The sequence below is a fragment of the Marinomonas atlantica genome, from assembly GCF_001639725.1.
Classification (GTDB): Bacteria; Pseudomonadota; Gammaproteobacteria; order Pseudomonadales; family Marinomonadaceae; genus Marinomonas; species Marinomonas atlantica.
Map to the genome: position 1 here is coordinate 1 of NZ_LTAW01000008.1, position 25,860 is coordinate 25,860.

The 25,860-nt window shown below is 46.0% G+C and carries 19 protein-coding genes; 6 read left to right on the forward strand and 13 right to left on the reverse strand.

All coding sequences use genetic code 11. The features are described 5' to 3' along the window. A partial coding sequence (locus AYW75_RS14465; protein WP_067100807.1) for a trypsin-like serine protease occupies positions 1–1,172 on the reverse strand: 1,172 nt, incomplete at its 3' end. Between the two features lie 307 nt (positions 1,173–1,479). Then, the gene (locus AYW75_RS14470; RefSeq protein WP_067100810.1) at positions 1,480–2,508 is read right to left on the reverse strand and encodes a phospholipase effector Tle1 domain-containing protein; all 1,029 of its coding nucleotides are present in this window, start codon (positions 2,506–2,508) and stop codon (positions 1,480–1,482) included. 234 nt (positions 2,509–2,742) lie between these two features. Here AYW75_RS14470 and AYW75_RS14475 point away from each other — a divergent pair, with 234 nt between their 5' ends. Next, positions 2,743–3,876: an acyltransferase family protein gene (locus AYW75_RS14475; protein ID WP_067100813.1), complete on the forward strand. Its 1,134-nt coding sequence runs from the start codon at positions 2,743–2,745 to the stop codon at positions 3,874–3,876. A gap of 107 nt (positions 3,877–3,983) precedes the next feature. On the opposite strand, the gene AYW75_RS18915 is transcribed toward AYW75_RS14475, so the two are convergent. From AYW75_RS18915 to AYW75_RS14505, 6 genes are all read right to left on the reverse strand, one after another. Next, on the reverse strand, positions 3,984–4,379 hold the full coding sequence (locus AYW75_RS18915) for a DUF6447 family protein (RefSeq protein WP_197478961.1): 396 nt from the start codon (positions 4,377–4,379) through the stop codon (positions 3,984–3,986). Between the two features lie 209 nt (positions 4,380–4,588). Continuing rightward, positions 4,589–5,563: a transposase gene (locus tag AYW75_RS14485; protein WP_067100816.1), complete on the reverse strand. Its 975-nt coding sequence runs from the start codon at positions 5,561–5,563 to the stop codon at positions 4,589–4,591. A gap of 255 nt (positions 5,564–5,818) precedes the next feature. Further along, on the reverse strand, positions 5,819–8,599 hold the full coding sequence (locus tag AYW75_RS14490; protein WP_067100818.1) for a beta strand repeat-containing protein: 2,781 nt from the start codon (positions 8,597–8,599) through the stop codon (positions 5,819–5,821). 515 nt (positions 8,600–9,114) lie between these two features. Next, positions 9,115–9,990, reverse strand: a complete 876-nt coding sequence (locus AYW75_RS14495) for a PIG-L deacetylase family protein (RefSeq protein ID WP_067100820.1) — start codon at positions 9,988–9,990, stop codon at positions 9,115–9,117. Positions 9,991–10,137: 147 nt separating this feature from the next. Beyond that, complete coding sequence (locus AYW75_RS14500) at positions 10,138–12,378, reverse strand: GNAT family N-acetyltransferase (protein WP_067100823.1); 2,241 nt, start codon at positions 12,376–12,378, stop codon at positions 10,138–10,140. Then, a complete protein-coding gene (locus AYW75_RS14505) occupies positions 12,368–13,183 on the reverse strand; it encodes an ABC transporter permease (protein ID WP_067100825.1) in 816 nt (271 codons plus the stop codon). The genes AYW75_RS14500 and AYW75_RS14505 overlap by 11 nt, the downstream gene beginning before the upstream one ends. A gap of 329 nt (positions 13,184–13,512) precedes the next feature. Here AYW75_RS14505 and AYW75_RS14510 point away from each other — a divergent pair, with 329 nt between their 5' ends. Together AYW75_RS14510 and AYW75_RS14515 are read left to right on the forward strand one after the other, a co-directional pair. After that, positions 13,513–14,550, forward strand: coding sequence for a glycosyltransferase family 2 protein (locus AYW75_RS14510; protein WP_197478962.1), 1,038 nt, complete (start codon positions 13,513–13,515; stop codon positions 14,548–14,550). Between the two features lie 7 nt (positions 14,551–14,557). Then, positions 14,558–16,768 (forward strand): glycosyltransferase, encoded by a 2,211-nt coding sequence (locus AYW75_RS14515; RefSeq protein ID WP_067100832.1) that lies wholly within the window; start codon positions 14,558–14,560, stop codon positions 16,766–16,768. Positions 16,769–16,921: 153 nt separating this feature from the next. Here AYW75_RS14515 and AYW75_RS14520 read toward each other — a convergent pair whose 3' ends face one another. Continuing rightward, positions 16,922–17,620 carry a Crp/Fnr family transcriptional regulator gene (locus tag AYW75_RS14520; RefSeq protein WP_067100834.1) on the reverse strand — a complete coding sequence of 233 codons (699 nt, stop codon included), beginning with the start codon at positions 17,618–17,620 and terminating at the stop codon, positions 16,922–16,924. 358 nt (positions 17,621–17,978) lie between these two features. Here AYW75_RS14520 and AYW75_RS14525 point away from each other — a divergent pair, with 358 nt between their 5' ends. The 3 genes from AYW75_RS14525 to AYW75_RS14535 all read left to right on the forward strand — a co-directional run bounded on the left by AYW75_RS14525 (position 17,979) and on the right by AYW75_RS14535 (position 22,703). Continuing rightward, a complete protein-coding gene (locus tag AYW75_RS14525; RefSeq protein WP_067100836.1) occupies positions 17,979–19,340 on the forward strand; it encodes a FecR family protein in 1,362 nt (453 codons plus the stop codon). A 9-nt stretch (positions 19,341–19,349) separates the two neighbouring features. Then, positions 19,350–21,326 carry a CHASE2 domain-containing protein gene (locus AYW75_RS14530; protein ID WP_082856546.1) on the forward strand — a complete coding sequence of 659 codons (1,977 nt, stop codon included), beginning with the start codon at positions 19,350–19,352 and terminating at the stop codon, positions 21,324–21,326. 63 nt (positions 21,327–21,389) lie between these two features. Beyond that, on the forward strand, positions 21,390–22,703 hold the full coding sequence (locus tag AYW75_RS14535; RefSeq protein ID WP_067100841.1) for a tetratricopeptide repeat protein: 1,314 nt from the start codon (positions 21,390–21,392) through the stop codon (positions 22,701–22,703). A 15-nt stretch (positions 22,704–22,718) separates the two neighbouring features. On the opposite strand, the gene AYW75_RS14540 is transcribed toward AYW75_RS14535, so the two are convergent. Genes AYW75_RS14540 through AYW75_RS14555 form a run of 4 tightly spaced genes read right to left on the reverse strand, consistent with a single transcriptional unit; the run spans position 22,719 to position 25,857 of the window. Further along, a complete protein-coding gene (locus AYW75_RS14540) occupies positions 22,719–23,351 on the reverse strand; it encodes an OmpA family protein (protein ID WP_067100845.1) in 633 nt (210 codons plus the stop codon). Between the two features lie 50 nt (positions 23,352–23,401). Next, positions 23,402–24,796 carry a TadE/TadG family type IV pilus assembly protein gene (locus AYW75_RS14545; RefSeq protein ID WP_067100848.1) on the reverse strand — a complete coding sequence of 465 codons (1,395 nt, stop codon included), beginning with the start codon at positions 24,794–24,796 and terminating at the stop codon, positions 23,402–23,404. Between the two features lie 3 nt (positions 24,797–24,799). Next, positions 24,800–25,372 (reverse strand): tight adherence pilus pseudopilin TadF, encoded by a 573-nt coding sequence (gene tadF, locus AYW75_RS14550; protein ID WP_082856547.1) that lies wholly within the window; start codon positions 25,370–25,372, stop codon positions 24,800–24,802. Then, positions 25,369–25,857, reverse strand: coding sequence for a hypothetical protein (locus tag AYW75_RS14555; RefSeq protein WP_067100851.1), 489 nt, complete (start codon positions 25,855–25,857; stop codon positions 25,369–25,371). The genes tadF and AYW75_RS14555 overlap by 4 nt, the downstream gene beginning before the upstream one ends. Between the last annotated feature and the right edge of the window lie 3 nt (positions 25,858–25,860).

Below are 25,860 nucleotides of genomic sequence, written 5' to 3' on the forward strand. Positions count from 1 at the left end.
TCATTCATGATGGTTCGCATCGCAGTAAGCGTTTCCATACTGTCAGGGAACTCACCACCTTTTGGGTTAAATATATCTAAATAGAAGGTTTCATCCGACTCAGCTGCGGTATCTCCAAGCACTTCAACAGCAATTAGCGCATAACGCTCATCATCATAAATGTTCAAGGTACCGGATACTGCCAAATAATCCTCTCCTGCTTTGGCCGAGCCATCACGGCTTGTATACTGCACACTTAAAATATCACTCGCTAGCCCGCGATCACCATTAAACGACACCATAAAAAATGCATAGCTAGTAGCACTATTACCTTCAGTGATCTCTAATTTCACTTCATCAGGCGTCGTTGGGGCATCGATATATTGCTCTCGGATAGACTGATCAATCCAACGTTGGTAATGACTGACTCGTTGCCAAGCAGCAAACTCACCAAAGCTGCTGTTTTGTAGCGCGTCCACATCCGTGTTAGCCCACCATGTGGAGATAGACGCGACATAACTTGCCAAACCTGCCACAGCATCCCCAATAAAAGCAGGTCCACCGCTGTCACCCGGAGCAATTAAGCCCTCATCGATCCCCACGCCTTGATTGTTCACACCTAGCATCTGACCAAAGGCATCGTTGGCAGCACTGCCGTTATCAAAGTCAGCTAATAATTGTGTGCCTGATGCTGGTGTCCAAGAGATCGAGTTTCCCAACCCCGCTTTTAATGTATCGCCCGTGACATCAAAGCTATTCTGCACCACTAATCGATGCGTTTCTGAGCCGTCACTCCGTGTAGAGGTGTTCCCTGAACCATGTTGACCATACCCCACAGCACGAAAGCTTTGGCCTACTTCATCCGTGTCTCGATATAACTGATAACGCTCAGCCCCTTCTGGTGCAGAGCTTAACCAGAGAATAGCCACATCATTATTGGCCATCGAAGTATCGGCATTCGGATGAACGACAATCGTTGAGCTTGAGCCTCGTTGCACCACACCATTTATCAGAAAGCTTACCTGTGCAGACGTTACCCCTTCCAATAAATGTGCAGCAGTCAAAACCGCTCGACCGTCATACAGCAGCACACCCGTGCCAACCGAGCCATTGGCTGAAATACGCACGACACCATCGTAGCCATTGTTAGACGTACTGTATCGAGAAGCAGAGCTGGACAGAGTGGTGATCATTAATACAACCTAAATATCAATTTTCGTCATTCTATCGTGTTCTTTTTAGCATTTCACGGCTAATAACCATAGAAAAGAAAACCCATTCAGGCCAAATACAGCACCAAAGATACGACAAATATCGATCATTATTAATCGTAGATAGATGGATAGATGCCCTGCTACACACATAGAATAGCAACCCAAACAGCACACGTATTTTCGTCCAATGTTGATTGACAAAAACAGAGGTACATCGATACCACTCAACAGCAACATATGTTTTTTGAGTACAGTAATAACTATTACTTTTAGATACAGGCAAATTCTAAAACACCCACCCCAAAGCAGGCCGAACAACTTGTGCACAAGGCTGGTAATTTGAATGTAACTGCATTCGTTGAAAAACACTTCTATGCCATAGAGGGGCGCTGTTTGAACAGGGTTGGTTGTTGCGCCATACATGACAATATCGAGGAGCTAAGGTGGCGCTGGCAAAAGCAAGTGGACGCTGCTGTGTATGGATCTCCCCACCTACTGTTGGCGCTAGCTCTAATAACTTGGACCAATGAGCATGGCTAAGATTTGGTTGATTAAATAACGGCAACTCTTCTATATTGAAATACAATCTGCGTTGTTTGATCTCCAAAGCTCGATGAAGCCATTGAGACATCACTGAAAAGCTCAAATCTGCTAAGCCATCTTTTCGGTAACCACCGCCAACATCGCTGTGTACGCCAGGTAGCCAGACCTCTTCAACCCGCTGATCGTCATTCATTAAGGTCGGTCTAAAAGCCAGCCGTTGCTCATCTAATGCCAGTAAGTGTAATGCTTTGGTGACACAACACGGTAAATAACCGCCCTCTTCAAATACTACATCATTGGTCGGTCGCTGTAGTCGATCTAAGTTTGGCCAACCAATAGACGCCACAGTATCCATAACGGCTTCAATGACGATGGGCCGTTTTAGGTAGGGGTTGATTAACGCGGCAAAACGACGAGCCAACGCCGCGCCTCGGCTAAAGCCAATCAAAATAATACGCTCGATGTTTGCATGAAAGTGACACTGAAAGTCGTACAATGCCCGCCGTAAAATCTGAGCCACATCAGCACTCTCAAAGGCAAAGCTCGCATTTAGCCAACGCTCTAATAAGCTGCCATAGGTACCAATGCCTGAATAATAAAAGGATCGATGCGGTGAAGGTACTTGCAAGCGACCATCTGTATCCTCTAACCCTCCCCCCAGCAATAAATGGGACTTTAAAACGTTAGAAATGCTTTCATCTTTAAATGTGGGCGCGTAGGCATCTGCTGGCTCATTGGTTGTACCATCGAAGTGAAAAAACAGTATCGACATATGATCTCCCTATCTTGATTCACCATCCTAGTGATTCGATCAGGATAACGAATCAAACAAAAAAAATGCACAATACCCCTATTAAAAATAAGGTTTCTGACGTTTTTTTGCTCTACAGCAACGTTTTAAAAGTACAATTGGCAGCGTTTTCAGCTTGTTTATCAAACAGCTGCCTCGTAACATATTGCATCCTATCAATGCCACTGACTAAGCCCATGCAGACTGGAGTTATTAATGGATAATCAACGCTTTTATCAGCGTTACGTTGGCGAGTTTACGGACAGCACCAACAACAATTTCAACTTGATTCGCTTGCTGTGTGCGTGGGGCGTTTTGGTGTATCACAGCGTGCCGTTAGCCGAGCACACATATGCCTTCAATGATTTTATTTACCAGTATGTGGGAACGTCCATGGGCGAATTCTGCGTCATGGTGTTTTTCTCGATCAGCGGATTCTTGATCTACCGCAGTATGTGTAACAGCAGCAGCTTGATGTCGTACATCATCGCTCGGACACTGAGGCTGCTCCCAGCACTCGTGGTCGTGATGATATTGACGGTACTCATTATTGGCCCTTTGACAACCTCTTTAAGTGTTGGTGAATACCTCAGCCACCCTGAAACGTGGTCTTATTTTGGCAACATTAATCTGCTGACAAGCGGCACCCAATATACATTACCTGGTGTGTTCACAGACAACCCATACCCAAATGCGGTAAACGGATCACTGTGGACACTCCCTCTTGAAACACGACTGTACGTCGCCACTATTGTGTTTTTTTACGGTGCTTGGTTAATCAGCCGCGTTTTGAAAGACAAAATGCGCGTTGCAGAACCGCTCATTTTAATCGCCATTGCTGTCTGGACCTTTGCGTTATTGCAAGACTACGCCACGACAGGCGAACGTCACACGTTATTCAAAGCATTATTTAACTGCTGTTTCTTTATCGGTGGTGCAATGTACGCTTATCGAGCGCGTATTCCATTAAACGCAAGCTGGGCATTGGTACTGGTACTGGGCATTGAGTTTTTACGGGAGACAAGCATCTACCCACTGTATGGAACCCTGACCATTGTCTACACCGTACTGGTCCTTGCCTACTTGCCAAAAGGCAAAATTTTGGCGTTTAACAAGCTAGGCGACTACTCCTACGGCATGTATATCTACGCTTTCCCTGTACAGCAATGTCTCTCTTATTGGACAGACGTGGGCTTTCTTGGAATGGTGTTTTGGGCAACGCTTATCACTTTATTCTGCTCGGTGCTCTCTTGGCATTTTGTTGAATCCCCTATGCTGGGCTACAAAAAATCGCTTATGAAACGGCTGTCATGGCGCAATAAAACAGCCACCACGCAACCCAGCTCATAATAAAACATCGCAGCCAAACCCTAGCATCAAAAAAGCTCACTTATAGTGAGCTTTTTTCTGCGCCGCTCGCAAATCATAGCCAGTGGCGCTCTTGAATTATTCCCAGACTAAGCCGCGTCTAATTGCGTTTTCAAAGAGGCTGCATAAGCGTTACGCGCTGTTTGCGTAATCGCGATGTCTGACTGTGCCGCCGTGATTTTTTGCTCTGTCAGTTGTAGCGAGGCTAATTGGCCTTTTGCTTCTTCAGAGAAATCTTCCAATGCGTACTTCTTTTCATCAACGGTAATCACGTCTTTCTTTTTATTTGGGTGCGCCACTTTCTCTGGCAATACTGATACAAGACCTTGAATGTATGCATTGCGAGCCGTTTGAAAGATAGCCACATCCGCCTGAAGTGAAGCCAGCTTTTGATCCACACTGTTTAGTGAAGCGATCTCAGATTTCGCCGCATCGCTCAATGCATCCACATCGTACTCTTTGCCATCAATCGTGATGTTGGCCATAAAGGAATCTCCCTCGTCTTGGTGATAACAGATAAAGCGCCCATTCTAACAGCTGTACCACGCTTGAACCAGCGAGGAGAAAAACAACCCATCTTGGTCGGGGTAAGATCCCCTCATGTCATCAACAGCCACCCTTGTAGGAGAGCCGAACCAGCCTGACCTGTCTTTGAAACACTTTGGCCTACACTTTATCTGACTGAAAGACTTAGTTAAGCAAACAACTCTTTGCTTTTAGACAACCCTGCACGTCGTTTCTTCCCATGAGCTTGTGCATAGCACGTCAGCAAATGCTCACCACCTACGGCACAGTAAGTATGCTGCTCAAACTCATTGGCGATTGTTAGCCAATTTTCTGATGCTATATTCAAACGCTGTAAGACGGGCAAAAAAGACAGATCAATCGAGCCGCGCTTGCCATGTCGCACTGCTCGTCCAGTAAGATCGACCAAGTTCAGATAATCTTGCAAGACAAAACAAAGACCCGATGGTTGATCTTCTCTGGGATTGCCTACAAAAGGCATTAAATAACTAGGCTGTTGACCATTTCTCGCAGCGTTGATCCGCTGTCTAATGCTGGTGTGGCCTGATGCTTCTGGTGTTTCCGCCATACAGGCTCTCACTGGATTTAAGTCAACGTAGGCCATACAAGCAGCCAAAGCGGCTTCATCCAACAAAGCTTGTGATTTAAAACGTCCTTCCCAGAAGCGACCTGTGCAGCCATCTTCATGGTTTGCTCGGCGTGCAATAGGCTCATTTAACTCCCGCATGTACCAGCTAATATCTTGCAGGCGAGCACGATACTCTGCGACAGTTGCATCCAATAGAGGTTGTAAATACTCCGCCACGAATCCCTGCTTAATAAACTGCTGCGTCACCAGCGTACCTTTATGCAGCTGATGCCAACGCTCGATCACCTCGCGTTCACTCCAGTACTGTGCTTTCTCTGTATTTATATGCAGCACAACATGGGTATGATTGCTCATGACTGCATAAGCACACAGATCAATAGCAAACACCTGAGCAAGAAAAATTAACCGCTCTTCTACCCAATATCGGCGATGTTCGTAGCTTTTTCCTGACTGTTTGTCTTCACCACACAAAAAAGCACGGCGCACACAACGGGAGACACAGTGATAATAAGGGGTATCAGCAAGGCTAATTTGCTGTTTTCGAGCTTGGGGCATTGGGAGTTCCTCCATCCATGAAAGATACTGTTTAAGTATACAGTTGATCAAAGAGGAGTCAAATTAGAGTGGGTGTCTTTACTATTTTCCAGTTGATCAAAGAGGAGTCAAATTAGAGTGGGTGTCTTTACTATTTTTATTCGTTAAAAAGGCCTGAGTCCGATAGCGTATCGAAATCAGGCCTTGAAAGCCGCTTGAACAGATTCCAACTTTATGGGGTCAGTTCACAAAACGGGGCTTATAAACTAAAACTTATTAAGCAATAGTTAGAACATCATTAGAGATAGTTGCAGTAGAAAGATCTACTAGACCAGTGATCTCTACAACAGTATCAGTACCGTTTGTGAAACCACCAGTACCATCAGCGCTACCTACAACGTAAGTGTTACCGTTGAACTGGAACCAAGCTGCAGTATCTGCAGTACCCGCAGCTGCATCCAAGTAGTCTTGGAATACAGCATTCGCACCAGCAGTAACTGCTGTAGTAGTAAATGCATTACCTAGACCACCAGCTAGAGTGATCATGTCATTTGCAGACAAATCAGTAATTGTTGCGTAAACAGTACCTGAAGTAGAAACACCAACTTGGAAGTCATCGTTACCCGCACCACCAGTCAGAGTATCTTGGCCTTTGTTAGACACAAGAATATCATTTCCGTCACCACCGTTAAGTGTGTCGTTACCAGCTGCACCAGTCAGAGTATCGTTACCAGCACCACCGTTAAGAGTATCGCCTTTAGTTGAAGCAGCGTCCGAAGTTAATGTGTCATTACCTTCACCACCAGTCATTGTTACTGATGACGTTACGTTATCAGAAACAAAAGTAACAGCTAGATTTGCCGCAGTATCAGCAGCAGTATCAGCTTTCACAGCAGATGCATCGAAAGATGTAATTGCAGTGTTACCAGTGTTAGTTAGGTTAAGACCGTTGTTACCAGACACGACAATAGTTGTTGCTGAAGTAGACACTAGTGTAGCTGTGTGGATAGCCGCAGCTACTGGAGCAGTTGAAGTTTCACCGTCCTGAGTAGAAATGTTAACAGTCTCTACGTTTGCGATAGTGATACTATCTGCAACAATCACACCAGTTGTAGTACCAGTGTTCAGATGTAGATTGAATACATCTGAATCATTAGTAGCAGAGCCTGATACGTTGATTGTCACACCATCTTCGGCAGCAGCGTTGTCACCAGTTAGCTCGAAAGTACCACCAGTCACTACGTTGTTTAGAGTCAGTGCGTCACCACCATCGTTACCAGTAATACCAGCAGATACGATGTAGTTGATGTTATCTAAATTAGCTAGGTTGATAACTTCTACATTACTGTCAGCAGCAACAGCACCAAGAGATAGTTTCTCGAAATTAGAAACACTATCTTTGAATGTAGTAGAAGCTGTTGCAGTTTCCGCATTTACTACTGACATTGCTAGAGTATCAGTACCGTCACCGCCCTCTAGTGAACCGCCGGTACCTAAAGCAGCAACGGTTACGTTTACAGTGTCATCACCTGCACCTAGAGTTTGTGCTTTAGTAGTTGCTGCAACAGTAATTTCATCTGCGCCTGCACCACCCAAGAACTGATCTGCATTATCAAGCGCTGCAGTCATAGTAACACCGCCAGTAGAACCAGTAGCATCAACAGTAGTAAGTGCTGTGTAAGTACCAGCAGTCAATACCGTTTTGCCAGAACCGTTAATATCTAGTGTTGTTACTGCTGCAACATCAAGACCGTCAACTGTGAAAGTTTTAGTCGAGTTTTGGTTGATTGTAGCAGTTGTAGCAGCTGAGAAATCAAGATCATCAACAGTAACTGCACTAGTACCAGTTACGTTTACTGTCGCACTAGTTGCTGTTGCAGCAAGAATGTCTGCGGCACCGATAACAACGTTATTTAGACCCAACGTCAAAGCTTGAGTTGTATCTGTTGAAATGTCATCAGCGTCGTCATCGTTTTCAGTGCCAGTAATATTAGTTAATGACAAAGAAGTAAGTGCTGTAGAGTTAACTGCTTTAGCATTATCACCTGCACTGTTACCTGCACCAGTGATGCTAACAGATGTCAATGTTTTAGTTGTAGCGTTATCAGTAATGTCTACAGACTCAGAAGTGCCAGTTAGAGCGACAGAAGTAACGTTACCACTTGTATCGATATCAGCATCAGTACCGACTTTAGCAGTGATTTTCTGAACAGCCGAGTTTGATGAAACATCTGCAGCAACGGCTGCATCAGAAACGATATTAACATTTTCAATGTTTGTGAATGCAGAAGAAACTAGCGCAGTACCACCAACAGTTGTGTAGTTAAGTGTATCAGTACCAGCACCGCCATCGATAGAATCGATTGCTGTCAAAGTTTCGACTTCAGCAACACCGGTTGCAGGGTTTACTGCAACGTTAGCATTGAATGTATCGTTACCTGATGTACCAGTGAAAGAAACACCTGAGTTTGCTGCTGTTGTCAGAGTGAAAGTTTGGCCGCTCGTACCAACACCATCTAGATCACCAGAATCAATTGCAGACTTCTTAGTCGTTACAGATGCGTCGTCAGATGTCACACCCGTTAGAGCCGCTTGCATTTGAGAAAGCGTTAGGCCAGTGAAGTTGCCTTGTGTACCAAAGTACTCTGCTACTTCAACTTTGTTGCTTAGTTGAGCAACGGCTGCACCGTATTTAGTGTCAGTTTCTGGCACAGATTGTAGAGCAGAAACTGCTTCTAGGATCACTGTGTCACGAGATGCACCAGCGTTTAGACGAGCTTCGATGAATGCTACTGCTTCAGCTGTTGTTTCCGCTGTTACATTGCTACCTAGTAGGTTGCCGATGAACTTAGTTGCGAACTCGTTTGCAGTCAATGCGCGAGAGTAGATGCCAGTGAATTCAGTAGAGTTAACTAGGTTAGCTGCGTACATTTGAATCGTGTTACCAGCGTCGATGCCGTTTGCTAGTTCATCTAGAACGTCAGAACCTGGTGCTGCGTCGAACATTGCTACCAAAAGTTGTAGTAGCTCAGTACGTTGTGTTTGACTAATAGCCATTTTTAAAAACTCCTTGATCAAAGGTTATTTACTAATCTTCATGCTTGACGCCCATATCCTAGGCAGCCTTACGTGAATCAGTATTAGTGTAACTTGCGCTGGTGCGCGAGTTTCAGTTGCAAGCGCCGAACTGCGGCCAGTGTTGTCACTGATATCATGCCGCTTTGTTGTGACACTTCTGTGACGACCACTCTAAATCAATATTATTGACGTTACGTCGAGTTAGCCAATCACTTAGCATAGGGTGCAGAGTAAGGGAGCTTCGGTCAAAAGGATGTGATGGGCATCACACGTTTTCACTTTTGTTCACTTCTCTGTCGATTTGCTTTACCAAAATGTTCTATGAGCAATAGAAAACTTTGCAAAAACAAACTGTTTTAAACAATCGCAAAGGTTGTCATAAAAGCCATGGAGCAATCAACGATTTTTTAGCAGTTTTAGGCTTTATTTCAACGAAACAAGGTATTAGCCCTTATCTAATGGGGGTTTGTGGGCCTTTATAGCCCGTTTTCACGTTAAAACTTGGCACGTAACCAACGCAACGGTTGGGTAATTCGCCACGACAAACTGTTGTGTAACTGGGTGATGCGCTGTTGTAGCTCGCTAATCTGCTGGGCGTGTTCATGGTTGCTTTGTTCCGCACGTATGAGGGATTGGGTGGTGGTGTTTGGCTCGAAGTGCGCGTCAAACTCAGACAACTCAGACGCTGGGACGCAACAAAACGCTTCGGCTTGGGTGATGTTTAAGCCGAGTGTGTACGAACGGTACTGGTTTAAACCACGGATTTGCTCGGCGTAATGCTGGGCTTGCAGCTGAGATGGAAAGCACTGCATGGCTTGCCATTTACGCGCCTGCTGGGGGCTGATGTCTTCTAACACATTGGGGGACAATGGTACGCCGACTTCATACATGGCGAGTTGTTGGACCGACGCTAGCTGTTGTGCCAGCGCAAGGCCTAGCTCTGCGGTGGCTCGGTGATCGCGGTGCATTTCCCATATAGACGGCACAACTAAGGTAGTAGGTTGCCATGATTGCAGTTGCTCTAACAGCATTGCTTCTATTTCATTGTCGTGCACTAAACCACCGTCTTGACGGTTTAAAAAAATGGGCGCAGGGAGCCCCAATAACGCGGCAGCGGCATAGGATTCAGCGGCGCGCTGCTTGGCTTTTTCAGCACGGCAGTGTTCTGGGTTGAGTTGATCGTTGAACTCACCGTCGACCACCCCCGAGGTGAGGATAAACGCTTGAACGGTTTTGCCTTGTGCTTGCCATTTGATCGCGCTGCCGCCGCAACCGAAGATTTCATCGTCAGGGTGCGGAGCAAGGATGGCAATGCGGTCGCCTAGTACTGCGGTGGAAGCTTGGTAAGGGGTGAAAAAGCGCTCAAACACGGGGAGTCCTCAATGGTGTTAGGTGAGGCTTTCTATTGTGAAGGGTTTTGTCGGGCTGGGACAGCCCTACAGAGTTTATTTGTGGCTGTTATTTCGGTCGGGCTGGGAGAAGCCCTCCTACGGTTTGTTTGTAGAAGGGCTTTGTGATTAGCGGAAGTCGCTGTCGCCACCGAGGAGCCACCAGTTGTCAATGGCGATGGCGGTGTGTTGTAGGTTATCGAGGCCGTTGCCAGGGATAACAATGTCGGTTTTGGCGGTGTTACCGTTGGTCTGCTCTAGCCAGCGATACACGTTGGGAGTGAGCCATGCATAAAGTTTCTCACGCTGTTGCTGGTGGGCTATTTGTTGAGCGGCGGCAATCAGTTGCGGGGCGCTGTCGGGGGTACTAATAAAGTCGAGCAGTTCTACGTAGTTTGCTTCCACGCGATCTTTTAAGACAATGACCCCAAGACTTTCACCTTGTTGATTTGTGACCAGCAGAATTTGATAGTCGTCGTTGGGCTTGTCTAAATAACGAAAACGTAGCCACGCTTGGTCATGTAGGCCGATCAGATGCTGCTGCACGTGTGGCTGCATGGCCTGCCAATGCTGGTCAATGATTGCGCCCTGCTCTGCGTCCCCGTGCCAGCGGGTAAAGTGATACGGCCCTGCTTGTGGTGCCCAAGTGGCTTCAAGGATGTGATCAAATTTGGCGTAGAGTTTTTGACGCTGGCCAACCCGTAGGTGGCGATGATTGGGGAAACCAAAGGCAAAGGTTTCTGCTCGCCCTTCGCCAATTTGTTCCCCCATGAATGGGTAGACACAGCGATAAAATGGGCCAGTCTTGGTTAATACACCGCGGGAGCGGTTGTTGACCATCACGTCGCCAATCTGACAAAACGTAGTTGGCTGGCCTTGCACTAAACCTTGACGTGGTGCGCCGCCACAGAAAGCGACAATGTCGTCGCCTTCCAAAACAACGTAGCCGGGACTGTTGGCATGGCGATATTTCCAGTGCCAAATGTCTTCGTCTAAGGGTTGCCCAAATGCTTCAAAGAAGACTTGTTTAATCGCGTTTAGGTCGTTCGGCTCAGCACTGCGCACTTGCCAACGGTCACTGGGCTGTCGCTTGGACACGCTGGCATCGGCTTTTAAGCGGGCTTCTTTGGTGGTGATTTTCCATGAGTGCGGCAACATCACCAATCCGCGTTCTTGATTCGGTTGGCTGACGTCTAGTGTAACAACAGGGTCGGCTTCATCGTGCAAAAACACACCGGTTTGATCGAACACTAAGACGCCAACGTAGTAGATGCCTTTGAGTAAGGGTAGCTGAGGGAAGGTAATGCTGACTTGCCCTTCCCCTTCACTATTGACAGTCGGCTGTGTGCCATCGGTCCACGCACCACAACTGGAGATCAATTGCCCTGCGGCGTTGTGCATGACCACGGCGATCTGCGGCAATTGGTTCTTTAGCGTGGAGAGAAAGCTAATGTCTAGGGTTAAGTCTGTTTGACCACTGACGAGTTCAAGGCGATCCCCTTGCGCATCAGGCGTACGGGCCGTGACCTTTTTCAGGCGGGCGTATTCACCGGTTATCGGTTTTTCTATACGCGGGTTACGTGCTGTTTTAGGGGCTAGAACATCCGCAGGGGTGGCCTCTGGGTTACTGCTGAGCACGTCTAAAAAGGCTTGGTATTCGGAGACGATTTTAGTCGGCTCACCGGTTTTGATCAGTTGGCCTTTTTCAAGCCAAATGGCTTGCGAGCACAGTACTTCGATCTGATATAAAGAGTGAGAGCAAAACAGGATTGTTGCACCACGCTCTTTCATTGCCATGATGCGTTCAAAAGAGCGACGTGCGAAGTCACCATCGCCTACGGACAATGCTTCATCAATGATTAAAATATCTGGTTCAATGGTGGTAGCGACGGAAAACGCCAAACGTACGTACATACCACTGGAATAGGTAGATACGGGTTGATCAATAAAATTGCGTACCCCTGCAAAGTCGATGATGTCGTCGATCTTCGCTTCGACTTCATTGCGTTCAATGCCCATGATTGACGCAGATAGATAGATGTTTTCGCGGCCGGTAAATTGTGGGTTAAACCCCGCGCCCAATTCTAACAACGCGGCGATGCGGCCCTGCACTTGAACTTGCCCTGCTGTGGGCGTTAGTGTGCCACAAATTAACTGCAGTAAGGTCGACTTGCCTGCGCCATTGCGCCCGACAACGCCCAATACTTCGCCTTTTGGCAGGCTAAAGGTAAGTGGTTTTAGTGCTTGATATTCGCGGTAGTACTGTCGACGTCCTCGAAACAGCATTTGTTTGAGCCGGTCTTGAGGGCTGTCATAAAGGTGGTAGGTTTTCGATACGAGGTCGATGTTTAACGCTAGATCAGAGGACATCTGCAAACCCCTTTTTCAATTTATGAAAACCTGCAGCACCGACAAATAACACGATTGCCGAGACAGAAAGGTAGGCGGCTAACCACCACCATTGTGGCCACTGCCCTGTCATTACCACATCACGAAGCGCTTCAATGGGGATGACCAACGGGTTGAGCAGTACGATTTGTTGGATAAACTCGGGGAGCGCACTGGTAGGGTAAAAGATGGGAGAGAGAAACATCAAAGGGGTTAGAATAAGCGTTACCACTTGTGCCAAGTCGCGTAGGTACACGCCTAATGCAGACAGCCCCCAGCTTAATCCCAGCAATAACGGTGCACTGAGTAAAAATACCAACGGCAGGGCTAAGATATGGGCACTCAGTTCCCCACGCATAAAAAACGCCCCAATTAATAGAACAGCAAGGCTTACAAACGCAAAAAACAGCGCAGAGAGTACGTTAACCCATGCAAACACAGGTAATGGGAAGATGACCTTTTTTACCATATTAGGTTGGTCGGTGATCAGCGTTGCTGCGCGGCTAAGCACCTCCGCAAAAAGGTTGAATATTAATAAGCCTGAGAATATCTGCAGTGCAAACTCTATATTGTTCGCGTCTTCATTACCGGGCCATTTGGCTTTTAGAACCGATTTAAATACGAAGGTGTAGACGCTAAGCATCAGGATTGGCGTTAAAAAAACCCAAGCAACACCTAAAATAGAACCTTTGAAACGCTGATGTATGGAGCGTTTGGTCAGTTGCATGATCAGCTGAAAATGCTGCACGGGCACGAGGTATTGCCAAAGCCATCGGGTGGGTAACATAAATTGCTCAGTCCTAAAGCGTCAAAACGGCGGCTAAGATACCACAGAGCGGCTTTTTGTAGGAGAGGATTCTTTATTTTAGGTTGGGCTGTGACAGACTTACAAAGGTATGTGCGGGCGGGAAATTTCGGACGGGGTGGAACAGCCCTCTTACGAAGGGTATGCGTTGTAGGAGGGGTAGTCTATCCCGACCCATCATGGGTAATGGGTGCGTTCTGAATATTGTTGGCGGGTTTCTGGTATGTTCCGACAGAAAAAGCTACCATTTCGCGCTTGGCTTTCAGGAATTTTTTGATTGCGAAGGATACGCTTTAGTTAGGTTAAAAAATATGAACAATGAGTTGGCTGCGGTAAGTATCATTATCCGGACGAAAGATCGCCCTGAGCTATTAGAGCAAGCGGTGCGCTCTGTATTAGATCAGTCTTTTCGACCGTTAGAATTGGTGGTGGTCAATGATGGTGGTTCGGATATTGAGCCATTGGTGCAAGAATGGTTAGCACAGCAAGCGAATCTCTCGTTTAATTTGATCCAACATACACAAAGTGTTGGCCGCGCCCAAGCCGCTAATGTAGGACTGCAAGCAGCCACTAGCCCATTCAGTATTTTTCTAGATGACGACGATTATTTTGATACTGACCACATTGCTCAGCTTATGCAGGCGCGCCTTGCAATAGGTCAATCCTTTGAGCAATTAGTGGCCGTACATTGTCAAGCCCGTGCGGTTCATATTGATGCTGATGGTACGGAACATTTACTGTCGATCACAGGCCATAAATTGGCTGAAAACCAGCTTTACTATCAAAATAGTTTGCCGATCCTGACAGTTTTATTACCGACAGCTGTGCGAGAATCTGGCATCTGGTTTGATACTCAGTTTAATTTGTTTGAAGACTGGGATTTTTGGTTACAAGTGTCGCAAATCTGTGAACTGCATTTTGTCGACTATGCAAGCTGTGCTTACCGTATTCATGATGCTGGGTCGGGGGTGCGCGATGAAGCACGCCAACATTTAGCGTTTAAACAAGTGTACGCTAAATGGCTAAATAAACTTGATGAAGACAGTAGATTTGCTTTGATCGCAAACAGTCATCAATGGCACGAAGAATACGTTGCTCGTATTCAAACGCAAAATCGTGCTGAGCTGGATCGTATTGGCGCTATGCATAGTCATGCTTTAGCAACGATCCAAGCGAAAGACGGTGACATAGAACATTTAAATAATTTACTCACCAATGCGCAACAACGTTACGAGGTTTTAGAACGCTCTCGTGGTTTGCTGTATTGGTTAAAGACTTCTCGACCCTCTGCATTTGCGTGTCAATGCAAACGCTATGTGTGTCGTAAACTATTTGCTCGTAAACATTGAGGAATACATGAACCATCCGATTGATGTCATTGTGCCGGTTTACCGCGGCTTACAAGATGTGATCGATTGCCTAGACAGTATCAAGGCATCCCACAATCAGCAGCCCTACGAGTTGATCCTTATTGATGATTGCTCTCCTGAACCTGAAGTCAGTGCTCTTTTGCGCGAACGTGCCGCATTGGGTGACTACACGCTCTTAGTCAACGAAGAAAATTTGGGCTTTGTCGCTACCGTTAACCGCGGTATGCAGCTGCATCCAGAACGCGATGTACTGTTGCTTAACAGCGATACCTTAGTGGTCAATGATTGGGTGGATCGTATTACTAAAGCGGCGTATGCAGATGAGCGTATCGGTACCGTAACGCCTTTTTCAAACAATGCGACCATTTGTAGCTACCCTGATTTTTGCCAAGACAATGACCTTGCCAGCAATACGCCATTGAGTTTACTCGACAAAATTGTCGCTCATACGAATGCAGGCAAAGCCGTTGATGTTCCGAGTGGCGTGGGCTTTTGCATGTATATCCGCCGCGCTTGCCTTGATGACTTAGGCTACTTTGATGTTGAAACATTTGGTAAAGGCTATGGCGAAGAAAATGATTTTTGCCAACGAGCGATTAAAGCTGGCTGGAAAAACCGTTTTGCCATGGACACATTTGTCCAGCACACAGGTAATGTCAGCTTTGGCGATGAGCACAACGAGTTAAAACACACGGCCTTGGGTAAGTTGCTCAAGCGCCATCCTCGCTATGATGTCGATGTTCAACGTCACATTGCCGAAGACCCAGCTAAAGCAGCGCGCGTTCGAACTTGGTTAGCCTCTTTACGCTTTGGCGCTCAACCCATTACGGTTCATGTGAGCCATAATCGCGGTGGCGGCACAGTTCGCTTTATCGAGGAACTTAGCCAAGCAATCAGCGAACAATGCTATTCATTAATGCTGATGCCAAGTCTTAAAAAACCGGGCTATTTAGTGCTCACGCGCATCGCGCATGGTGCTGACGCTTCAGCAACCGAAGAGTCTGAATACAGTCTGTATTTTGAAGCACACAGCCAACAAGAACTCTTGCAGGATGTGCTGTCGCAACTACCGTTAGCTGGGTTCCATTTTCATCATATGATTGGGTTACCTCGTTGGGTTATGTCACTGCCAAAAGATCTGAATAAACCTTGGTTTGTATCACTGCATGATTATTACTTTGTTCATGAGAGCATTTCTCTGACAAATGACCAAGGCGTTTATCTGACTGCTGATAACCTAGAGGTTGATCCTAATTGGACGCAGTCATTTTCGTCACTGTTAAATGGTGCCAAGCTTTGCTTTGCGCCCAGCAATGCTTGTCATGACATTTACAAAGCCGTTTTTCCCAATGCCAATGTGGTCACTCAATATCATGAAAACGGACGTTTTTTAAAGCATGATACGTTCACTGTTAAGCCTTTAAAAACTTCCGCTAATACGCCCCTAAAAGTGGTTGTAGTTGGTGCTCTGAGCAAGATTAAAGGGGCCGACTTACTCGAAGATACGGCTCGCCTTTGTGCTAAACAGGGACTAAACATCGAGTTTGAGTTAATTGGCTATGGTTACCGCGAGCTTCAGGCGAAACCAAAAACAACACTGTCAGTCAGTGGCCGTTTTCAAGAAAGCGAACTGGTTGAGATGTTAATGTCTCGCCATTCGTCAGGAAATGCTGATGTGGTTTGGTTCACGGCGCTGTGGCCTGAGACTTATAGCTACACTCTAAGTGCCGCCATTGAAGCAGGGTTACCTATCGTTGCTCCAAATATTGGTGCATTTTCTGAACGTTTGCATGGTCGTCAACAAAGCTGGATCGTGCCTTGGCAAAATACAGCCGAGCAAATGGCCAAGCTATTCAAAGCAATGCAAGATAAAGGCTCTGAAGCAAACGAACTAAACGCATTTATTAGCCAACAGCCTCCTGCTAAGCAGCATATGTCTTACGAAGAGAGTTATTTAGCATTGGCTCTTCAAGGTGCTGCGCCGGTTAAGCTGCAAACACTCGAAAATCAATCATTATTAGTTTGGCTTAGCCAGACACAGCCATTAACGAATTCAGAGCTTTCAATCAATCAACGTCTGCGTAGAAAAGCGCTTTACGGGCTATTCCAGTTACGCCAAGCGCCTTTACTCCGTGCCGTTGCGAAGCATGTGCCTCTATCAATGCAACGACGCATCCGTGATCGGTTAATGAAATAACCGACCACGTTCAGGCTGAGACAGTCCTCCTACGGAGGGTATTTATAACCCGCGTATGTAGCGGCATTGTGAGTTTGCGGGAGGGGTATTCTACCCCGACCGTTGTGGTGCTTTTTTGGTCAGGCTGGGGCTGTCTGCTCTGTTAGAGGCATTTTAGCTGTCGCCAGCTTCAAATAGGCCTTTGAGGCCTTGTTCGTTAAGTATTAATAATCGAGTTGTACCATCACGTTTGACTATGGCTTCCGCTTGTAATGTTTGAAATACACGGGTCACGGTTTCACGGCTGAGGTTTAGCATGATACCAAGCTCTTGGTGGGTCGGCGGGTTGGCGATGACTCCGTCTTTTCGATTATTAGGGTCTTGCTCTTCCAACATCATCCACAGTTGACCACACACCCTTGCTACGGTGCTGGAAAGACCTAATAAGGCCCTTTGAGCGGACAGTTTACGTACTCGCGTTGCCATGCGGGTAAAGAGGCTTTCAACCAGTTGGTGACTGCTTTGCAGAGCCGATCGTACCGCGCTTGCTGGCATAAAAATCACTTGGGATTTGGACAGTGCGATAACGCTTTCTGGTTGTCCTTGCTGATCAAACAAACCCAGCTCACCACAAAAGTCTCCTGGCTCAATAAAGTATAAGCCCACTTCTCGGCCATCCAAGGTAAAATCAACACCTTGGAGACGCCCTTCAAACAAGAAACATAGGTTTTCAGACACAGCCCCACCATTTACGACAACAGCCCTGCGGCTGACGTTCTTTAGTGTCGATTGCTGCGCCAGTTGTTCTAGGGTGCTATCGGGTAATGCGGACAGCATTGAAAAGCGTTTAAGTAACTCTATGGTTACTGCCATAAGCCCCTATCCGCATCTTTATTGTTATGTCGAGTGGTGATCACAAATACTGTTTACTTATTTTAAATTAGCCAAGCGGCCTATACTTTGTAAGTGATATTTCTTAACTGTTCATTAAAACTGATTTCTTATCCACAATCCACAGGGGCGGAATCTTTTTGCCCACAGCTACAATAAAATTGCACACTTGGGGATAACTTTTCACCGTTAATTACTGACCTTAGAAAAGCGTTTCGAAGCTTGTTATGTGTGATTGCAATCACTTCTGTTTGACCTAAGACGCGTATTATTAATAATAACTTCAACTATGCTTCTTTTTGAGTCTCTTTTTTAAGACGGCTCGAGGCGGATAATAATCATGCTTTTGCCAAACGTACGACAATCTTTCAAGTTTTATGCCAACGTCTGTTTAGGTGGTTTGGCTTTACTGTCTGCCTCTGTGCACGCGGCACCAGAGAACGATGCAGGGGAAGTAACGTTTTTATTAGGTAAGGCATATATTAATGGCTCTACGCCTGTGGCTGTTGGCAGTAAGATTGGCTCTGGTGATGTTATTCAAACACTGGGCAATGGTCACGTTCACATTCGTTTTGTTGATAATGGTCTTGTCAGTGTACGCCCAGAAAGTCGCTTAGCAATTGAACACTATGAATACAATACAGCACACCCGAATGAGTCGGTCATAAAGTTTAGCTTGGATGAAGGTGTGATGCGTTCAATTTCTGGAGAAGGCGCTAAAGCGGCCAGAGATAAGTTTCGTCTAAACACTCCCATTGCAGCGATTGGCGTTCGCGGTACAGATTTCGTTGTTAAATCCTCTAATGATTTACTTCAGGCAGTCGTTAATGAAGGGGCGATCATCGTTGCACCTTATTCAAATGATTGCCAAGCGGCATCTGTGGGTCCGTGTCATTCCAATTTCGTTGAGCTAGACAGCGATGCACAACAGTTATTGGAATTTAGCTCTCTTTACAGTGCACCACGATTGCTACCGCTTTCTGCTGGTGTGCCTTCTGTTGAGATTGATAGCTCTAAAATACAATCTCGCCCAGCTCGTAAATCATCAACAGACTCTGACGAGTCGAACCAAGATGATCTGCTGCCAAACACGGATGATTCGTCAAAAGATAATCGTTTGGTAAATGATAGCAATGCAGACTCTTTTATTAATACCACTTACCCCACTATTGATGAGCCAGCTTCTCTAGACAGCAATAAGTTAGTGTGGGGCCGCTATTCTGGACCTAAAACCACTGACCGTGTTGTATACACATATAACGAAGCCAAAGAAGGTCGTGCGGACCCCATTTCGTCCCACTCTTCCATTTCAGATTTGGTTTTATTCCGCTCACCGTCTGAACGCAATCGTATTGATGGTTCATTAGGAAATGTCTCATTTAACTTACTATCTTCTCAAGCAACGCTGAATAATAACGGGCAATTGTCCGTTGCTTCAGTTGCTTCAACAAGCCGTTTAGATATTGATTTCACTGATCGTGAGTTTGTCACGGAGGTAACGGTTATCTCTAGTATTGCTCCAAAGATTACCGTTTCAGGTAGTGGTGCAATCAGTGATGATGGCTTTTTTAACTTTGTTTCAAGTGATACAGCGATTCATGGTGCATCATCAATGGAAGGTGATGTGAGTAGTTTTATGTTTTACAAGGATGTGAATGTAGACACCTCAGTTGAAGGTGTCACTTATTGGCATGCAGAATAAGTAGTTTTCATGAAATCTCTGTTTAACCGTTCCCACATCCAACAACAACCCCCTAGTAGATGGTCCTTTTTACTTGGACTGCTTGCCATGGCGTTTGCGTTGATGGCTCTGCTTGTCTTCGTTTTCCCTTCGATGAAATATCAGTACGAAGAAAAAATGGGGGGATTAATTTGGTCTTTGCTTCCCGAACAAGACCGAGAAGAGCGCATTACTATTGTGGCGATTGATGAAACCAGCTTAGCTGACATTGGGCCTTGGCCTTGGCCTCGTGAAACCATGGCGGAGCTGTCCAACAAGCTTGCTGCGTATGGTAGTTCATTACAGTTATTTGATGTCGTATTCCCTGAGTCTAAAGTAGGCGATGATGTTTTAGCCAGTGCTCTAGCACGTAACAATGGTGTACTGGCTCAAGTGCCTATTTTTGACCCTCAATCTTCTTTACGAAGCGGTCAGCTTAATGGCGATGTGGCGACAACTCGCTGTCAGTTTCCTATACCAAACGCCAATAGCTACCTTGGTAATACGCCTACCCTTGCGCAAACGCGCGTGGGCCATATCACACCGATTGTTGATAATGATGGCATGATCCGTAAACAACCGCCTTTAGTCTGTATTGAAGGCCGTGTGTACCCCTCATTAGCCTTACAAGGTTTATTAAGCAGCCTTGCGAGTGATCATCCAACGGTTTCAGTACGTAAACAACAAGGCCAGATGTCTTCTAAATGGCATGTTGCGATTGACTCGTACTTTGGTTTATCTATTCCTATCGATGAACAGGGTAATATGCGTTTGTCCTACCGCCAAAGCCCAGACAGTTTTCAAGTTGTGTCTGCGGCAAATGTATTTAATGGCTCTGCACCAGCGGCCTTGCTTGAGAATACTTGGGTTTTAATCGGCGCAACGGCGTTTGGTTTAGGTGACGTTGTACCAACACCCCATAGTGGCATGACACCAGGCATTGAGCTGCAAGCTCGATTCTTAAGCAATTTATTGGATGGCCGAACACCTTATACCCCTGCTTATGCTGATTATTTACTTTGGTTCGAGGGGCTGTTTTTTGCTGGGTTATTATTGTTACTGGCGCGAACTCAAGCAAAATTTTCTGCTTATGCTTTGCCCATCGCAACTCTTGCACTACCGATATCAGCTTGGGCATTGCACAGCTATTTATTAAGCTTTGACATTTGGCTAGGCTGGTTCAATGTCGCATTATTTTCCGTACTTTCAGGTGCTTTATTCGTGCTTGCTGATCATCAGTTATTACGCCACCAGCATCTACGAGTATTTAGTCATTTAAGTAGTTATCTTCCCAAGCCTGTGGCTCAAGGTTTACTTCATACTCGTCCTTCTAGTGCAATCGAAGCTAAGCGCCACGATCTAGTTTTAATGTGTGCTGATCTGCGAAACTTTTCTGCCTACGAAGAAAGCCGACCACCGGAAGAAGCCGCAGCTTTGCTGCATTACTTTTTCACAGAAGCTTCTGGTGTAATCGAGTCATTTGGCGGGCAAGTCGAAGAATACAAAGGCGACTCTATTTTAGCGAGTTGGCATACCGCACAATTTAATGATGCAAGCAATCGAGCAATTGATGCAGCCAATGCACTGCAAGATAGAATGGCGAGTATTTTACCAGAGCGACCACCTAAAGGACTTGAGCCGCTCGCTCTAGGTATTGGTATTGAGCGTGGTGCGACTTTGGTGGGGTCAATCGGGCCTGCTCACCGTCGCCACCATACTCTGTTGGGGGATACGGTGACCATTGTATTGCGCATTCAAGAACTTACCCAGGATCTAGCGCAACCTATTTTGGTAGGTGAATGTTCCGCTCGGGACTTGCATGGCGATAGCCTAGAGTCTCAGGGTTCCTTCTTACTTGATGGTTTAACAACACCTCATGTACTATTCGCGCCGAAGTCACATCGTATTGATCCGCTTGTTGATCGTGAACACAATCGAGTTGTGCCGCTTAGACAAAGCCATTCATAATTTTGTACTGTATACTGTGTCTTAGCTTTATGAACTACCCATGGATTAGGAACGGCTTTTTTGATGATTCGTTACAGCCCTTTGTTGGCCGTTTTTGCCGCACTTACAATTACTCCCTCTAGTTATGCTCAGGACGAGCGTAACCAGTGTTTTTTGCCTGATAACATTCCTGCACAACCATCGCTGGATACTTGGCTAACGTTGCGACCATTATTGGCAAAGCAGCTCGATAACTGCTTACACAGCAGTGAGTACTTTGCGCTTTATGGGGCGTCCCTTCTGTACACTGGCGATACCTCTAAAGCAGTTGAAATGCTTGAACGATCATTGTTAATCAACCCTGATAACGGCTCAGCGCGTATTGATTACGCACAAGCTTTGTTTCAAAGTGACCAGCTTATTTCGGCGCTTCAGGTGAATGAAGAGTTACTGAGAGAACAAGATATTCCAGCGCCATTGTATGCGTATCTTGAAAAACGTCATCAGGCTTGGAGCGAGTATCTACACTATTGGCAGACTCAATTTACCTATCTCTACGGGCATAGTAGCAATTTAAACAACGCGACTCATGTCGAGACTCTCTATTTGACACGTCTGGGGCAGCGCTTTCCTGCTAACTTAACACCTGATTTTTTAGCTCAGTCTGGCCATTACCATTACATCAGCGTGCTGTCTCAGTACTACGGTTTGAAACCAGACGGTACTGATATGCTCAGTTTCTCTCTCAATACGCGTGAGAGTAAATTGAACCAATCAGATACCGATGAATTTAAGCTGACCTATGAGCGTGATTTTGAGTACTTGCACCAACGTAACCGCTGGGCAATTGGACTGGAACACTTACGTTTAGGTGATAAAGGCTTATACTCTGCTCTTGAAGGCAAACTGACAATATACCCTCGCTCTGAGACACGCTCTTACATCGAGTTTGAAGGGCGCTATGTTGATTTCACAGGCCAGAGCCTACTTGATGAAATGTCTTTGATGGTGCGCCCCGGTGTTTCTATCAGCAACGCTGGACATCGAGTAGGGTTTGAACTTGGCTTAGGGCTAAACAACGAGATAGATGATCGCTCCGGTGGTAATCGTTCACAGCAGGAGGCAAGTGTCTATTACGACGTGACGCTGTTTGGTGGACGTTTATCTTCACGCATCGGTTATATTAAAACACGTGATAAAGAAGGCTATAGCCCTTTATTTGAGGCGAATACGAGGCGAGAGACTCAATCTGTTGCTGGCACGCTTCAGTACTTTTATCCTGTCAATCAAGACTGGCTGATGCACGGTAGCTACTATTACCGCGATCAAGAAAGTAATATTTCTCTGTTCAAGACTAAAACCGAAAGCTTTGATGTGGGCTTTACTTACCGCTTCTAACCTGTTCCTAGACGCCTACTCGCGCAGTTCTACTCGACGGTTGATCACACGACCTAATGCGCTGTTACTATCGGCTTTTGGTGCACTGGCGCCTTTGGACATCAACACTAGGTCGTAGGGTGCTGCATCACGCTCTTTGATGTAATCGGCTACTGCTTGAGCACGCTTTGCACCTAACTCAAATGCGGCTTTACGATCCACTTCCAAAAAGTCTGCGTGACCTTCGATAATCAAATGTGTCGAGCGACGTAGACGCGGTAAAAGCTTATACAGTGTGTAGCGAGACTTTTCTGTTAGCTCAGCACTGCCCTTTTCAAATTGTAGTTGAGCAAGCTGCCCATCTACAGCTTTGCTGTCTGTTCCAAGTGATATGAAATAGCCTACACAGTGACTGTCGATGTAACCGTGCTGTTGGACTTGCTCATTCACTACCTCAAGGCTTGGTTCTTCATGGGTAGATCCTGCTATAACTGCGTGGCCGTTCTGACTCAAGTAAACCGTACTGGACGGCCCCACCGTTACCGTATGCTGAAACTCTACTGTGTCACCATGACAGTAATAATCCATAACATTGGCGTCGGTCTGCGTCTGAGCGTTTACATGCGTTGTAAACGCCATAGCAGTGGCGATCAATAAGGTAGATTTCATACTTCTGTATCCTTGATTCCATTATCACTGTGGATCACGTGTTAGCATTATTATTGCACTAAACGACCGACGCCGTTAGGGCTAAAGTTTAGCAATTGGTCTATCAGTTCATCGTTTGCTGCAGAGTCTTTAGGGCTATAGTTATATTGTCGGCTTGCTCCGATACAACGGCGCATATCAGCACCACTAACGTTATCGTAATCGAAGCCAATAATAGCCAGTTCGATCTCTACAGATTGGTTTGTAAAATGTTGCTGAATACGACGACATAGACCTTGGTCAACCAGCTTTTGAGCCACTGCTGGTGCTTGCTCTATACCATCCGTAAGCAAAATGATAAGCCTCTTAGGGTTAGTGCCTTGATCGGCAAGCCGTGCACCGCCGATTAACCCTGTGTAACTGGCCCCCTTAATATCAGACTTTCCTTTGACTACTTTGAAGCCTGACTTGCCTTTGCCGGAAGCTGCATTATATATTTTTGGAAAGTCCGATGTTAACTCGATGGTGTCCATTACAGAATGTCGGTGACCTGAAATTTTTATTTTATCAATTTTGCTACCTTTATCACGGTAGCTCAGATCAAACAGGCTAACAGGGGTAAGCGTGTTGGAAAATAGTTTATCCAAGGTGCTGTCAACATTGATCTTAGAAGCGTTAAATAGAGAAGATTCATCTATCGAGTCTAAACAATTTTCAATATCGTCCATTTTTGAACCCCTAGAACTTTTTCTTGAACAGGCGCTTTTGGCGTGCCCCGTTTCATCGAAACTCATATAATGATCTAAACGCCATCGTTCATTGGCACCATCATCTTCGAACTTTGATACATAGTGATCAAAACCAATCAATGCTAACTGATTCGGTAGCTCAGACTCGGCCAATTTACTAGCAATACTTTGCACCGCTTCTTCTAGCTTATCTATTTTTTGATTTTTTTTGAAATTGTGAGATGAGTCAGTCATGGTCGAAGCATAATTTGCGACCAAGATAACATCCATCGGTGTGGACTGATCTTGACGTACTGTCACGCTGTCAGAAAAACTGAATGTGTCACCAAAATTGGCAATCTGTGCGCTAGGAAACCAAGTATTCTCAGTAACTTGAGCCGTTATCGTAAACTCTTTAATCGATGTTTCAGAAGACTCATCCACAACACATACAATACTACTTCCCTCACGCACTGCAGGAACCTGAAATGATTGCGCTTGAGGAAAGTAAGCACCAACAAAGCCCTGAGTAATAGCATAGCACTCGTCATTGGTTACATTCTGTTGAGCCGACACAGCAATAGCTGCTGATTCGGCAGCATCTTTAAGGCGAGCACTGCTTTGCAGTACACGAGCACCCTCTACTCCCCAGACGAAGATTGCGAATAGCGCAGGAAAGATAAGAATAAAAAGTAAGGCGGCACTGCCTTTTTGTTTTGATTGAGCGAAGTATTTCATACGTTATCGCCCTACTGAAACAGCATTGCTGCTGACAATGCCATAGTCTCGTCCCACCAAGGCACCAAACCAGTTAACCGTTTGGTAGCATACGGTGACTCGATATAGGCTTACTTGCTGACCTTGAGAAGACACGACGCTCAACGAACCATCTAACGCGGTCGTGGGCACACATTCAATGCCTTCATCTTGCGAGTTCTGCTGAGTAATTAGAGTTAGGGGATCACCATCGGCATTAAACGTTTGCACCTCTAGAGCCATGCCAAAGCGGTCTGCACTAAAGCTCCCTAAGGTTCGGTCTAGTGAGTTCTGTACGATATCTGTCAGGCTCTCAAACTGGGCTGTATTCGTTGTTTGGAAATCAACACCTTCGAATAATGCTCCTCGCTCCTTGATAATAGTCACGGCAGAGTAGGCCAGTCTATCCAACTTACCTTTGGTGGAGAGACGAATCACTGTATCGCCACAAAACGCAAGCACCATGGCAAGCGCGGTCGCCATCACGGCAAACTCAACGACAAACGTCCCAATCTGTTTTTTACGTTTTATAAAGGAGCGAGATTGAAAAGCCATCATTGAAGCTTCGACTCCTGAATGACGATCATCTCTCTGGTAAAGATTTCTTCGGTACTGCCAAATAGTGTTGTGAACACTGGCGTAAAACGGTAGCTAATTCGATAAATAGCGATTGGAGAGTCTACATCGCCACTTTCTCCTATGGGGATGGCAGCATCACCGGAAATAGCAGCCAATGCCTCAAAGTCAGCAACGTAACGAATACTGGTGGTGAAGTCATCTTCATCAACAAGGTGACGCCATAAGCTATCTTGTTCAGCTAACGCATTATCAAAGGCCGTTAAAAAACCACTGTCTCCTCGTTTTGCTTCGCTACTTGCCTGAGTGATCATGATATCCCCTAAGGCAGACATGTAAGATACATAGCTCATTTCCACCCATACGAGGCACAGTGTCCAAAAGCCCACAAAGCCCAACGCTAGTTCTATCGCGGCTAAACCTCGCTGCTTCTTCGCTTTAGTACCTGTATAGGAGACAATAGGCATCGA